Source organism: Vibrio taketomensis (assembly GCF_009938165.1).
Taxonomy (GTDB): domain Bacteria; phylum Pseudomonadota; class Gammaproteobacteria; order Enterobacterales; family Vibrionaceae; genus Vibrio; species Vibrio taketomensis.
The window spans coordinates 942,122-955,279 of sequence record NZ_AP019649.1; the positions used below are offsets into that span (position 1 = coordinate 942,122).

The 13,158-nt window shown below is 45.4% G+C and carries 16 protein-coding genes and 1 pseudogene; 10 read left to right on the top strand and 7 right to left on the bottom strand.

What is annotated here, in order from left to right; genetic code table 11:
* Window positions 1–19 precede the first annotated feature (19 nt).
* The gene (locus Vt282_RS04355; RefSeq protein ID WP_162046790.1) at window positions 20–895 is read right to left on the bottom strand and encodes a LysR family transcriptional regulator; all 876 of its coding nucleotides are present in this window, start codon (window positions 893–895) and stop codon (window positions 20–22) included.
* A 237-nt stretch (window positions 896–1,132) separates the two neighbouring features.
* Here Vt282_RS04355 and Vt282_RS04360 point away from each other — a divergent pair.
* The 7 genes and pseudogenes from Vt282_RS04360 (at window position 1,133) to recR (ending at window position 6,944) form a co-directional block, all read left to right on the top strand.
* Window positions 1,133–2,232, top strand: a pseudogene (locus Vt282_RS04360) (response regulator).
* A 275-nt stretch (window positions 2,233–2,507) separates the two neighbouring features.
* The gene (locus Vt282_RS21190; protein WP_269472599.1) at window positions 2,508–2,639 is read left to right on the top strand and encodes a hypothetical protein; all 132 of its coding nucleotides are present in this window, start codon (window positions 2,508–2,510) and stop codon (window positions 2,637–2,639) included.
* An 18-nt stretch (window positions 2,640–2,657) separates the two neighbouring features.
* Window positions 2,658–3,050 (top strand): YbaN family protein, encoded by a 393-nt coding sequence (locus Vt282_RS04365; RefSeq protein ID WP_162063673.1) that lies wholly within the window; start codon window positions 2,658–2,660, stop codon window positions 3,048–3,050.
* A gap of 151 nt (window positions 3,051–3,201) precedes the next feature.
* On the top strand, window positions 3,202–3,747 hold the full coding sequence (gene apt, locus Vt282_RS04370) for an adenine phosphoribosyltransferase (RefSeq protein WP_162046788.1): 546 nt from the start codon (window positions 3,202–3,204) through the stop codon (window positions 3,745–3,747).
* 12 nt (window positions 3,748–3,759) lie between these two features.
* Entirely contained in the window at window positions 3,760–5,901 is a 2,142-nt protein-coding gene (dnaX, locus tag Vt282_RS04375; RefSeq protein ID WP_162062656.1) for a DNA polymerase III subunit gamma/tau, read from the top strand.
* Between the two features lie 97 nt (window positions 5,902–5,998).
* Window positions 5,999–6,328: a YbaB/EbfC family nucleoid-associated protein gene (locus tag Vt282_RS04380; RefSeq protein ID WP_162046786.1), complete on the top strand. Its 330-nt coding sequence runs from the start codon at window positions 5,999–6,001 to the stop codon at window positions 6,326–6,328.
* Between the two features lie 16 nt (window positions 6,329–6,344).
* A complete protein-coding gene (gene recR / locus Vt282_RS04385; RefSeq protein WP_162046785.1) occupies window positions 6,345–6,944 on the top strand; it encodes a recombination mediator RecR in 600 nt (199 codons plus the stop codon).
* Window positions 6,945–7,047: 103 nt separating this feature from the next.
* On the opposite strand, the gene aqpZ is transcribed toward recR, so the two are convergent.
* The gene (aqpZ, locus tag Vt282_RS04390; RefSeq protein WP_162062657.1) at window positions 7,048–7,740 is read right to left on the bottom strand and encodes an aquaporin Z; all 693 of its coding nucleotides are present in this window, start codon (window positions 7,738–7,740) and stop codon (window positions 7,048–7,050) included.
* Between the two features lie 283 nt (window positions 7,741–8,023).
* Between aqpZ and Vt282_RS04395 the strand changes: the two genes are divergently transcribed.
* Both Vt282_RS04395 and Vt282_RS04400 read left to right on the top strand, forming a co-directional pair.
* Window positions 8,024–8,404, top strand: coding sequence for a Rid family detoxifying hydrolase (locus tag Vt282_RS04395; RefSeq protein WP_162046783.1), 381 nt, complete (start codon window positions 8,024–8,026; stop codon window positions 8,402–8,404).
* A gap of 86 nt (window positions 8,405–8,490) precedes the next feature.
* The gene (locus Vt282_RS04400; protein WP_162046782.1) at window positions 8,491–9,129 is read left to right on the top strand and encodes a helix-turn-helix transcriptional regulator; all 639 of its coding nucleotides are present in this window, start codon (window positions 8,491–8,493) and stop codon (window positions 9,127–9,129) included.
* 68 nt (window positions 9,130–9,197) lie between these two features.
* Here Vt282_RS04400 and Vt282_RS04405 read toward each other — a convergent pair whose 3' ends face one another.
* Both Vt282_RS04405 and Vt282_RS04410 read right to left on the bottom strand, forming a co-directional pair.
* Window positions 9,198–9,497: a YkgJ family cysteine cluster protein gene (locus tag Vt282_RS04405; protein WP_162062658.1), complete on the bottom strand. Its 300-nt coding sequence runs from the start codon at window positions 9,495–9,497 to the stop codon at window positions 9,198–9,200.
* A gap of 184 nt (window positions 9,498–9,681) precedes the next feature.
* On the bottom strand, window positions 9,682–9,933 hold the full coding sequence (locus tag Vt282_RS04410) for a GlsB/YeaQ/YmgE family stress response membrane protein (protein WP_162046780.1): 252 nt from the start codon (window positions 9,931–9,933) through the stop codon (window positions 9,682–9,684).
* Window positions 9,934–10,076: 143 nt separating this feature from the next.
* Between Vt282_RS04410 and Vt282_RS04415 the strand changes: the two genes are divergently transcribed.
* Window positions 10,077–10,517, top strand: a complete 441-nt coding sequence (locus Vt282_RS04415; protein WP_162046779.1) for a YcgN family cysteine cluster protein — start codon at window positions 10,077–10,079, stop codon at window positions 10,515–10,517.
* Between the two features lie 40 nt (window positions 10,518–10,557).
* Here Vt282_RS04415 and Vt282_RS04420 read toward each other — a convergent pair whose 3' ends face one another.
* The 3 genes from Vt282_RS04420 to Vt282_RS04430 are packed head-to-tail and all read right to left on the bottom strand — an operon-like array spanning window position 10,558 to window position 13,079.
* Window positions 10,558–10,680, bottom strand: a complete 123-nt coding sequence (locus Vt282_RS04420; RefSeq protein WP_162062659.1) for a DUF2474 family protein — start codon at window positions 10,678–10,680, stop codon at window positions 10,558–10,560.
* Window positions 10,680–11,678: a cytochrome d ubiquinol oxidase subunit II gene (cydB, locus tag Vt282_RS04425; protein WP_162062660.1), complete on the bottom strand. Its 999-nt coding sequence runs from the start codon at window positions 11,676–11,678 to the stop codon at window positions 10,680–10,682. Before cydB ends, Vt282_RS04420 begins: the two co-directional genes overlap by 1 nt.
* 12 nt (window positions 11,679–11,690) lie before the next feature.
* Window positions 11,691–13,079 carry a cytochrome ubiquinol oxidase subunit I gene (locus Vt282_RS04430; protein WP_162062661.1) on the bottom strand — a complete coding sequence of 463 codons (1,389 nt, stop codon included), beginning with the start codon at window positions 13,077–13,079 and terminating at the stop codon, window positions 11,691–11,693.
* Between the last annotated feature and the right edge of the window lie 79 nt (window positions 13,080–13,158).

Sequence of the window (13,158 nt, forward strand, 5' to 3'; positions counted from 1 at the left end):
TTGTATTTAGAGATATCGATTAGTGAATGTTGTAGGCAATCACAAAGTCGATAAATAAGCGTACTTTTTCCGGCAAATGGTCTTTGTGGTTGTACAGCATGTAGATGTCACGCGGGTTTGCGCTCCAGTCTCGCAGTACTTGCACCAAGCTTCCATCGTCAATAAATTCGCGGATCATCACGTCAGGCATTAGAGTAATACCTAGACCTTCTGAACAAGCGCTGCGTACGACATTTAATGCACTGGCTTGAAAACGTCCTTTATCGTTGTTAATCACAACTTCGCCGCTTTCATTGATTAACTGCCACTTCAACAGTGGGTGGCCTTTAAGCAATGAATGCGAATGTAGCTCTTCAGCATGTGAAGGTGCTGAGCATTTCGCTAAGTATTCGGGACTTGCGACTAAAATATCTTTAACGGCGCTGATTTTACGCGCGATAAGGCTTGAGTCACGTTGTGGGCCGACGCGAAAAATTACATCCCACTCAGTTGGGTCGAGTTGATCTGCATGATTGCTGGTGGTCAGTTCAATGCTAATGTCCGGGTAACGGCGCATAAAGTCATTAAACATCGGCATCATCATACGTTTTGTCAGATTTGAAGGCGAAGAGATGCGAATTTTACCTGAAGCTCCGCGACATTCATCGGAGATTTCTTCGGTAACATTCGACAATCTTTGCAGTAGAGGTGAACATTCATTGAAGAATCTTTCCCCTGCTTCGGTCAGTGACAGTTTTCTCGCATGACGATTTAACAATCGTAGATTTAATGAATCCTCTAAAGCTTGGATACGTCGCGTAATCGTTGCAACAGGAATCATGGTTTTTCGTGATGTTGCAGTGTAGCTCCCATTTTCGACAACCAATCGAAACAGGTTTAGGTCATCTAATTTCATCTTCAGGACACATTTTTTAACGAATTGCACTAATTTATATTGTTCACACTTGTCAAAGATTGAGACACATCAACAAGTAATGAGATCTTATGTTATTTTGGAATTGCAAAATATGCAATTATCCTGCGAATTTACCTGGTTTGTATAAAAGCATGTTCGCGACTAAGGTAAGAGAAGCGATTTATAAATATAACAATAGTAAAATTTTTTCACCTAGTGGGCATGAGAGGCGATTCAATGCAAAACATTTCAGACTCGCAAACTTCCCCGTCATGTTCGGTGGCTTCGCAAAGTAAATGCGTTTTGCTAGTAGATGATGACCCAGTCTTTCGCAGTATCACCAGTGCGTGTTTGGCCGCCCAAGGTTACGAGGTAATAGAAGCAGAAGATGGCTTGGAAGGTTTGAAAGTCCTTCGTGATAACGAACCAGATATCATAATTTGTGATTTAGCGATGCCAGTACTTAATGGTGTCGAATTTGTTGAAGAGGTAAGCACTGCTTATCCTTCACTGCCGATGATCGTGGTATCCGCGACCGAAAGCATTTCTGATGTAGCCCGTGTTGTAAAATGCGGAATTAAAGATTTTTAACCAAACCTATTTCTAATCCCATCAATCTTTTCGAATCGATAGAGAACATATTAGAAGACGCTGACAATCATCTTAGCGACAACAGAGACTTTTCGAGTCAATGGTTTAGAGTTGATGACAATGAGCTTCCTGAAGAGCAAGAGCTTCATTGGCACCTTGATTACTTGGAGCAAAATCCAAACGCGGCCAAAGATTTTCTGTTAGCGTTACTACCGGAGAAAGATACATCACAAGGCAGTTGGAAATGCAGCTATCGGTTGTTTCAATCGACAGACGTTATGCCAGTCGTGTTTGATTATGCTTGGTTAATGACAGGACAATTTGCGTTCTACTTAATTGATTCTGGCTCTTCAGAGAAAGGCGCATCTACAACCTTGCTTGTTAGGGCTCTGTTCCATGACTACATTCGTGGACTAAAATCACAAACGGCTAACGTGAGAGATTTAGTTAGAATCATCGAGAAGGGTATGAATTGTATTGAGTGCGCAGAACCCATTGACGCACTTTTTGGCATCGCGAATGTATCTGACGGTACAATCACCGTGTTACCCGCAGGGCTCGAGATGAGAGTGAGCAACACTAGTGCCGGTTCATTACAGTTACAAGCCGGCAGACGTTTAGGCGAACAATGCTCGAGAAATAAAATGGTCTCAGACGTAAGTTTTGATAGCAAATGTAATCTAAACATGAGTTTGTTAGGCACCAGCAGTTTTGCGTTAGGCATAGTAAATAACTCCCAGAATTAATTAACCTCCCATACTCTTTACAGCAGCGCTATGCGCTGCTTTTTTGATCGCTGGCGCATTTGTTTCAGTATTATCAAAGTTCCTTAATCTCCAAATACGGCTGCATAGAATCCCAATATAGACGTTAGTTGGGTTGAATAACCTCACTGTTCATCAGTGTTTACTGCTCGTTAATTACGCTATAGTGCAATTGTGAAACAATAAATGTGCAAATATTTAACATTGCACCATTTCAGCCCCGATAACTTCAGCACACAATGTTTAGAGAGAAAGCAATGGCAGACAAAGATTTTAAAGAGCCCTATAATATTTTCTATTTTCTTGGTTTTATCGCAGCACTTTTGATTCCGACACTTCCAGCAACACTGACTTGGATTCGCGTTTTCAATGAGTATGCTCGATTTTAACTAATCTGGAGCTGAGCCATCGTAGTGCAACGTTTGTTTCTGAATTTTATTGGTGGCCTCAGCTTATGTTTAGGATTCCTGGGCATTTTTTTGCCAGTCCTTCCTACGACACCTTTCGTATTGCTTGCTAGTGCGTGCTTTATGCGCAGCAGTCCAAGCTTTCACCGCTGGTTGAATCAGCATCCTACCTTTGGTCCGATTATCTCTAATTGGCATCAACATCGAGCAGTTACAAGAAAAGTAAAGTTACGTGGCGTGCTTGCGATGGTGCTCAGTTTTTCGTTTTCTATTTACATTGTTCCCCACAATTGGCTAAAGATTATGCTAATCGTGATGTTGGTTATCTTGCTTAGCTGGTTTATTCGTTTGCCTGTGATAGAGCACCTTGCTGACCAAGAAGAAAATCACTAAGATTGGCGAGAAGTATGCCCACATATTGACGTGGGCGTTTGTTTTTTCACCATGGGCTTTTTATGCTTGGATAAGGTGAAAACGAATAATTGCCGTTAAGCGCTCAGCATCTTGCTTTAACGTTTATGCAGCCAATTTGTAAGAATGAATTATGACAACTGAAACAATTTCTCTGATCAAAGCCAGCATCAAATCTATTCCTGATTACCCTAAAGCAGGCATCCTATTCCGCGATGTAACTAGCTTGCTAGAAGACGCAAAAGCGTACCAAGCAACCATTCAACTACTTGTAGAAAAATACAAAGACATGGGCTTTACCAAAGTTGTGGGTACAGAAGCTCGTGGTTTCTTGTTTGGTGCACCTCTAGCACTAGAACTAGGTGTAGGTTTTGTTCCAGTGCGTAAGCCAGGTAAGTTACCTCGTAAAACTATCGCACAAACATACGACTTAGAGTACGGTACAGATACTCTAGAAATTCATGTTGATGCTATCAATGAAAATGACAAAGTACTGGTTGTTGATGATTTATTAGCGACGGGTGGCACTATTGAAGCAACAACGAAACTGATCCGCCAACTAGGTGGTGAAGTAGAACACGCAGCGTTCATTATCAACCTACCTGAAATCGGTGGTGATAAGCGCCTAGAAAACCTAGGTCTGAATGTATACAGCATCTGCGAGTTCGAAGGTCACTAATCGGAAGAGTTCATGAGTTATCTTGCCTTAGCGCGTAAATGGCGACCTAGCAAATTTAATCAAGTGGTGGGTCAAGCCCATGTTTTAACGGCGCTGGAGAATGCTTTAGCGCAAAATCGTCTGCACCATGCTTACCTGTTTAGTGGTACGCGAGGGGTAGGTAAAACCACTATCGGGCGACTGTTTGCCAAAGGGTTGAACTGTGAGACAGGCATCACCGCTACACCATGTGGTGAGTGTGATACCTGTCGTGAGATTGACCAAGGTCGCTTTGTTGATTTATTAGAGATCGATGCGGCGTCTCGCACCAAGGTGGAAGATACTCGTGAGCTTCTTGATAACGTTCAGTACAAACCTGCACGTGGTCGCTTTAAAGTTTACTTGATAGACGAAGTTCACATGCTGTCGCGCCATAGTTTCAACGCGCTGTTGAAAACTTTGGAAGAGCCACCAGAGTATGTGAAGTTTTTGCTTGCGACGACTGATCCGCAAAAACTGCCAGTGACGATTCTTTCGCGCTGTTTACAGTTCCATCTAAAACCAATCAGTGTCGATAATATTCGTGACCAACTTGAGCATGTTTTGAATCATGAACAAGTAGGTTTTGAGCCGCGAGCTTTAGGTATGATCGCACATGCTGCCGACGGCAGTATGCGTGATGCGCTGAGCTTGACGGATCAAGCCATTGCCTTAGGTAATGGTCAAGTTGCGACTGAGCTTGTGAGCCACATGCTGGGCACGCTCGATACCGACCAAGCACTGCATCTTCTTGATGCCATTGCTTCCAAGCAACCTCAAGTAGCAATGGATTCGATTGAGCGTTTAGCGCAAAACGGCGTTGAGTGGGATGGTTTACTTAACCAACTCGCTGCTCAATTGCACCGTATCGCCATGTACCAAGCGCTACCCGCGACGTTGGACAAAGGGCAACCGGATGCAGAAAAAGTTGAGTTACTTGCTAATGCACTGTCACCACAAGATATTCAGCTTTATTACCAGATTGCACTAAAAGGCCGTCAGGACCTGACGTTTGCACCTTCTGAGCGTGTTGGCTTGGAAATGGTTGTGTTGCGTATGATGGCATTCCGTCCTGCGCCAATCAGCAGTAATGTGATTTCTACTGATACGGCATCAGCAACGACAGTTCAAACTGCGAACAATGCGCAAGCTTTGCCAACTTCGACTAATGCCCCAGTCCAATCTGCTGCGCCGTCACGTATGTCTGCGCCGACCGCTCAGACAAGCGCTCAAACGCCAGCGAATTCGATTCCAATGAGTTCAGCGCCTGTCGCAGACTCTCGCCCGACACCACCACCGATGCCGACAGATTACGATTTGCCGCCAGCGCCTGATGGTTATGACGATAATTACTACGATGCACCAATGCCATCAACGGCGCCCCAATCGATGCCAGCTCCTGAGCCTCAAGCTCAGCCACAGGCTGCGCGTCCATCAATTGGTGGTTTGCGTCATCAACTGCGTTCACAGCGTAGTGGGCAGACAACAAATGGTGGTCCATCACTAAAAAAGGCTGAATCGGCATCTGCAAAGAAAGAGTCAGTGCTTGATCGCGTCGCTCAAAAGCACGCGGGAGGCAGGCAGGTGCCGGCATACAAATCTGCTCCAGTAGAAGAGGAGCAGAAAGAAGAAGCCTATCGCTGGAAACCTATGTCGCCTCAGGCTGAAAAGGTCAAAAATGAGTTAACGCCGACGCAAATCAAGCAGGCGCTAGAGCATGAAAAGACACCTGAAATGGCTAAAAAGCTGGTTGATGAATCCTTAGCGCAAAGTGCTTGGGCTGCATTGATCGCAGAGCTAAACACGGCTAAGTTAGTCGAACAGTTAGCGCTAAACTCGTTTTATGAGAAAGATGGCTCAAGCATTTTGCTGACGTTGAGACCTCAACAAGCGCACTTGAACACTGATCGCGCGCAAGCAGAGTTGCTCGCCGCACTGAATGATCATTTAGGTGAAACTTGCCATTTAAGTGTGGAAGTGGGTGATAAAGGGCAAACGCCATTAGAGCTGCGAGAAACACTTTATCAAGGCAAGCTTCAGCAAGCTTTTGACAGTTTAGAACACGATCCTCATGTTCAATTTTTCGAACGCCGCTTTGCTGCGGAGTTAGATAACGAGAGTGTGAGACCAATTTAGGGTTGAAAATAACGCGTTTTAACCCCATTAATGATTAAAACCACAAGTCATCAGCAATACCTATTCGGCGTTGCTGAGCATAACCAGAGAGATAAACATGTTTGGTAAAGGCGGTATGGGCAACCTGATGAAGCAAGCCCAGCAAATGCAAGAACGCATGCAAAAGCTTCAAGAAGAAATCGCAAATATGGAAGTAACAGGTGAGTCAGGTGCTGGCCTAGTTAAAATTACTATCACTGGTAGCCATAGCGTACGTCGTGTTGACATTGACGAGAGTCTAATGGAAGACGACAAAGAGATGCTTGAAGATCTAATCGCAGCGGCATTCAACGACGCAGCGCGTCGCGTAGAAGAAACGCAAAAAGAAAAAATGGCTCAAGTGACTGGCGGTATGCAACTACCACCAGGCATGAAAATGCCATTCTAATCGGCAAGGTTAGTACATGCGCACCAGTCATATGCTGGAGCAATTGATGGAGGCCTTACGTTGCTTACCTGGGGTTGGCCCCAAGTCAGCGCAGCGTATGGCCTTTCATTTGTTACAGCGAGACAGAAAAGGCGGGCTGCAACTGGCTGACGCCTTAGCCAAAGCGATGACTGAAATCGGTCACTGCAATGAATGTCGTACCTTTACTGAAGAAGATGTTTGCCATATTTGTACCAATCCTAAACGTCAGGAAAATGGACAAATGTGTGTGGTGGAAAGCCCTGCAGATATCGCTGCTGTTGAAGCTACCGGTCAGTTTTCTGGTCGTTACTTCGTACTGATGGGGCACCTATCGCCTCTCGATGGTATTGGTCCTAGTGACATCGGTTTAGATGTTCTGGATTATCGTCTACGTCGTGGGGATGTGAGTGAGGTTATTCTTGCTACCAACCCAACCGTAGAAGGTGAAGCGACTGCTCAATACATCGCTGAGCTATGCCGTGAGCATCAAGTTGACGCAAGCCGAATCGCCCATGGCGTTCCTGTTGGTGGTGAGCTTGAGTTAGTTGATGGTACGACACTATCGCACTCATTACTTGGCCGTCATAAGCTTTGAAAATAAACCGCCGTTGATGGCGGTTTATTTTTATGTGCGATGATCAATCATCTGTATCGATCTAAGCATCGTCATTCCACACTTCACGTTAGCGTTTCTGATGTTATGCTTCTTTACCTGCAATCGCCTTATAAACGATAGCCCCTAAGATACCGCCAATGATCGGTGCAACCCAGAATAGCCATAGTTGGCTGACAGCCCAATCCCCAACGTAGATAGCGACGCCGGTACTACGAGCAGGATTAACAGAGGTATTGGTGACTGGAATCGAAATAAGGTGAATAAGAGTTAGGCATAAACCAATCGCCAAGGGTGCAAAGCCTTGGGGCGCTCTAGCATCGGTTGACCCCATCACGACGATTAAGAACATCATGGTTAACACGATTTCGCTTACTAAGGCTGCGATGAGGGAGTATTGACCTGGAGAGTGTTCGCCATAGCCATTTGCGGCAAATCCAGAGCCTACCACGTCAAATCCTGCTTGCCCGGTAGCGATAACGTACAAAACCCCACCGGCAATAATACCGCCAATGACTTGAGCGATAATGTAGGGAAGCACGTCCTTGGCATCAAACCTGCCGCCAGCCCACAAACCGATGGTGATCGCTGGGTTTAAATGACAACCAGAGATATGCCCAATAGCGTACGCCATCGTGACCACTGTTAAACCAAAAGCAAGCGAAACACCTAATAATCCAATTCCAATATCAGGAAACCCAGCGGCTAATACTGCACTGCCACACCCACCTAAAACTAACCAGAAGGTACCAAATAATTCTGCTATGTATTTATTCATTTTGACTGTGTCCTCTTTCAGAGTTCTAGCTGAACATAGTCAAAGATCACACAAGTTGCGTAATGTGAAAGGGAATTTGTGCGAAACAAGTGAAGGCAGTATGCGAGATCAGTTTTGATTACTGTGTGGATTATTTATCTCAAAAATAATTGAAAAATTGATCTGCATAGCACTGTTGTTGATCGATTTAGCTTTATTTTTTTCGTTAAAATGAGAGATTATCGCGACGTTGAAATAAAACTCAGCAAAGTTGAGTAAAAATAAAATGTATATGAGGAATACCATGAAACAAATCATCAATGCTGAACAAGCACCTGCAGCGATTGGCCCATACTCACACGGCACTACTTCTGGGCAATTTATTTTCACGTCAGGCCAGCTACCAGTTGATGGTTCAACAGGCAAAGTAGTTGAAGGTGGTATCACTGAGCAAAGCGTACAAGCACTAGCAAACCTAAAATACGTACTAGAAGCGGGCGGCGGTAGCATCGACACAGTTCTAAAAACAACTTGTTACCTAGCAAATATCTCAGACTTTGCTGAGTTCAACAAAGTGTATGCAGACGTATTTAAAACAGATTGCCCAGCACGTAGCTGCTTTGCAGTTAAAGACCTACCACTAGGTGTGTTGGTTGAAGTTGAAGCGATTGCAGAAAAGCTTTAATGACTAAATTGTTGTAAAAAGAGGGGGATCAGCTAGCTTATCCCCTAATTTCAATACTTACTGTGAAAATAGTAAAGGTGATAGCGTTGGAACTAAAACGGCTGACTCAAAGTGATCTCGATATTCTGAATTCAATGAAGAGTGTCGTGGATGGTATTGCACGCATGTATGGTGAGCATACTGAAGTTGCATTGCATAGTTTAGATGTCGACTCCCCAGCCATTATTAAGATCGCCAATGGTCATATTACTGCCCGCGATGAAGGTGCCCCGATCACCAATTTAGCGTTGATTAAGCTAAAAGAAGGCAAAGATGTTTCGGATTCGTATTTAAGTAAAACCACATCAGGAAAAACATTACACTCTATTACTACGATTATTCGTAATCCTAACCATGAACCGATTGGTTTACTGTGTATCAATGTGGATATGGATGCGCCGCTGCAGTCATTTATTAAAACCTTGTTGCCGCCAACGACAGAAACTCAATCGCCTGAGACTTTCGCAAAAAATATTGATGAAACGATCGAGAGTACAATTGAGAGCGTGAAATCTGAAGTGTGGCTCAGCAGTGAGATTACTCCTGCGAAGCGCAATCGCGAGGTCGTGACGCGTTTGCACGACTTAGGTGTGTTCAAAATGAAAGATGCCGTCATGATGGTTGCCAATCAGCTTGGCATTTCCAAAGATACGATTTACTTATATTTGCGTGGTTTAGGGGGCTAACTGCCCCGGAATATTCACTCAGCTATGTGTTAAAGTCGCTGACTCGCGACTTTAAACTCTTCAAGCGATTAGTCTGTCGCCGATTCTAAGTCGAGCAAAATAGCCAAAGCGTTGTCTGGACCGCCAGCACAAATCGCCTCATCACTATCAAATGCAGAGCAAACCTTTGGTCGGTCTGGTTGGCCGAAAATACTGCATAGATTGCGTTCATTCAATTGAATGCATCGAACACCTGCAGGCTTACCATTTGGCATCCCTGGTATAGGTGAGCTAATAGATGGGGCAATACAACACGCTCCACACCCACGGTTGAGCTTGGTGGAGATGCATGGCGACCAATCAGAAACTTCAATCGCAATAGCAGTCATGGCAGTACCTCAAACTCAAAAATAGGGGGAAATTGTGAGGGGACGGATTCTAGTTGATTGTGCAGGGTGTGGCTAGCACTGAACACAAATAAAACCCCTGCATTAATAATACAGGGGTTTGCGAGTAAGACATTTGTCACCAAACGCTCAATATAGTTAGAGGCTGGTGAGGTGTGCGAAGTGATTAGCTTCGTATAAACCTGTTATATAAGAATAGCAGAATAAAGGCGCCGAGTGTGGCAGTCACGATGCTGCCGATATTGACGCCATCTGCACCGCCAAAACCAAGGAAACCACCTAAAAATCCACCAACAAATGCCCCCGCGATGCCGAGCACCATAGTCGCGATCCAGCCACCGCCATCATCACCTGGCATCAACCATTTAGCGAGCGCACCAGCAATTAAGCCAAGAATGATCCATGAAATAATACCCATGAGGACTCCTTATCATCCAGATTTTTGAAGACGTTTTAAGCATAGAACATGCAGAGAAAATGGGTTATTTCCGCCCTAGACTTGAACTTATTAGTTCAGAAGAGTATAAATCCCACCCTGTTTTAGCATTGAAGTAAGAGTCTATGAGCGAACAATTTTGGCAAACAAAAACCTTAGAGCAGATGAGCGACCAAGAGTGGGAAGCGCTGTGTGATGGTTGCGGCAAGTGCTGCTTGCACAAACTCATGGATGAAGATACTGATGAAATCTACTACACCAACGTTGCGTGTAGTTGGTTGAACACTAAAACATGTGCATGTAAAGATTACGAGAACCGTTTCACCTCAGATGAAGATTGCACCAAGTTAACGCGTGAAGACATCGAAGATTTTGAGTGGTTACCACATACTTGCGCATATCGCCTTTTAGCGCGCAATGAACCGCTGCCAGAGTGGCACCCGCTAATCACTGGCTCTAAATCTGCAATGCACAAAGCGGGTGAGAGTGTTCGCAACAAAGTGGTGTATGAAATTGAAGTGGTGAATTGGGAAGACCACATCATGAACCACCCAAATCGCCGCTAAGCTTTGTGTTTTATTGATTTGCTGCTCTTTGACGCTGCTGTTAACCAAGCAGCAACCAGCGAATCAGTAAGCTAAAAAGGGCTAGCCCAAGTACTGAGGCTAGCCAAATCCCCACAAACCAACTGAGTTGAATTTTTCTATTCGCCTCTTTATCGCTAGCCATTAGTGGTATCCCTCTCCATGTTTCAACTTGCCACGAAATACCCAGTAAGAATAAGCACTGTAAGCAATGATCATTGGCAGCAATATCACTGCGCCAACCAATAGAAATTTGAGACTGCTGTCTGGTGCCGCTGCTTGCTGATAAGTGAGTGCGAAAGGCACCAAGTATGGAAACGTTGAAACACCGAAACCGACCGCAGAAAGCACAAAAATTCCCATGCTGTATAAGTACGCAGCGATGGCCCGATGTTGGATTAAACTGCTAAACAAGCGCCATACAAACAGTGCTGCCAGCAGAGGAATAACAAAGTAGAGCAGTGAAGTGGGGAAGCTAAACCAGCGTTCAAAAATGAGCGGGTTTATTAGCGGCAGCCAAATACTCACGGCGACGACACAAGCAACCAATCCCAGCGCCCAGCGCTTCGCTGTTGCATAGTAACGACCACTGAGATCTTGGGGCAATTTGATGATTAGCCAACATGCGCCCAGTAGCGAGTAGGCACAAAGTGTAGCAAGAGCGCAGAACAGGCTAAACGGTGATAACCAATCGAACCAACCGCCTGCGTACGCACGCTCTTCAACCACGATCCCTTGCAGTAATGTTCCGAGCATGATGCCCTGCATCAGTGTGGCGAGTAGTGAGCCCAAGAAAAATGCACCATCCCAAAGAAATTTCCCTCGCTGCGTTCGAAAGCGATACTCAAATGACACGCCCCTTAAAATGAGCCCTAACAGCATGAGTATCAGTGGCGCGTACAAAGCAGGCATTACCACAGCATAGGCAAGAGGAAACACGGCGAATAACCCGCCGCCACCAAGTACCAGCCATGTTTCATTACCATCCCAAACAGGTGCGATACTGTTCATCATCATATCGCGTTCGTTATCTGAGTGAGCGGCAGGAAATAACACGCCAATCCCAAGGTCGAATCCATCTAAAACCACATAAATGAGTACCGCTAGGCCAATCAAGGCGTACCAGATAAGTGCGTAGTCCATAATCATGCTCTCCTAGCTTAAGTGATTAGAATGAGATGCGGGTGGTGCTTGTGTACCGTCGGGCAGTCGGCTTTCTAACGCTTCTTCGTAACGAGTCGGAGATTTTCTCATTAGACGGAGGAGGTAGAAGAAACCAGCGCCAAATACGATGAAGTAAACCACGACGAAAGCAGTCAACGAGACACTCACTGCTGCGGCGTCAATTGGAGAGGCAGACTCTGTCGTTCTTAGTAGTCCATAGACCGTGTATGGTTGGCGGCCAACTTCCGTGGTAATCCAGCCCGCCAATACGGCAACAAAGCCAGCAGGACCGAAAACAACACAGAGGCGATGGAACCACTGGGTATCAAACAGGCGCTTACGTTTGCGTAGCCACAAACTGGTGAGGCCTAAAAACAACATACCAAAGCCAATGCCAACCATCACTCTGAAGCTCCAAAATACGATCGCCACCGGCGGGTGTTCATCGGCGGGGAAAGCATCGAGTCCTTTTACTTCGCCGTCCCAGCTGTGGGTGAGGATCAAACTACCGAGTTTTGGGATTTCCACCTTGTAATCGACGGTTTGCGTTTCGTCATTAGGAAAACCAAACAGTATCAGCGGTGCGCTTTTGTGTGATTGGTAGTGACCTTCCATAGCCGCCACTTTCGCAGGTTGATGTTCAAGAGTGTTCAAACCATGCATGTCACCTGCGATGATTTGGATTGGTGTCACAATGGCCGCCATCCACATGGCCATAGAGAACATGGTGCGAGCCAGTGGGTTGTTGGGTGATTTAAGCAAATGGTAAGCGCCGACTGCTGCGACGACAAACGCGGTAGTGAGGTAAGCAGCAAGCAGCATGTGCACCAGCCGATAAGGAAAGGACGGGTTAAAGACCACTTCCCACCAATCAAGTGGAATGAACTGGCCTGCCTCGTTGTAGCCAAATCCAGCAGGAGTCTGCATCCAACTGTTGACCGATAGAATCCAGAATGCAGAAAGAAAAGTGCCAAACGCAACAATACAAGTTGCAGCAAAATGCAGTTTCTTACCGACTCGGTCCATACCGAAAAGCATCACGCCAAGAAAGCCTGCTTCAAGGAAAAAGGCAGTGAACACTTCGTAACCCATAAGAGGCCCAAGCACCGGCCCTGTTTTATCTGCGAAGACACTCCAGTTGGTACCAAATTGGTAACTCAGAACGATACCACTGACTACACCCATACCAAAGCTGATAGCAAAGATTTTCAGCCAATATTTGTATAGCTGTAGATATTTGTCATTGTGGGTTTTCAGCCAAAGCCCTTCGAGAACAGCAAGAAAACTTGCTAAGCCGATCGTGAAAGCAGGGAAAATAATGTGGAAGGAAACCGTAAACGCAAACTGAAAGCGGGCGAGGTCGATTGCCAGAGTGTCCATAAGCACCTCCTATGGTATGGAAGTTTTCATACGTCGCTCTGGGCTAAATGTTCAAAAATGTTTCAAAGTTTATCTGCGC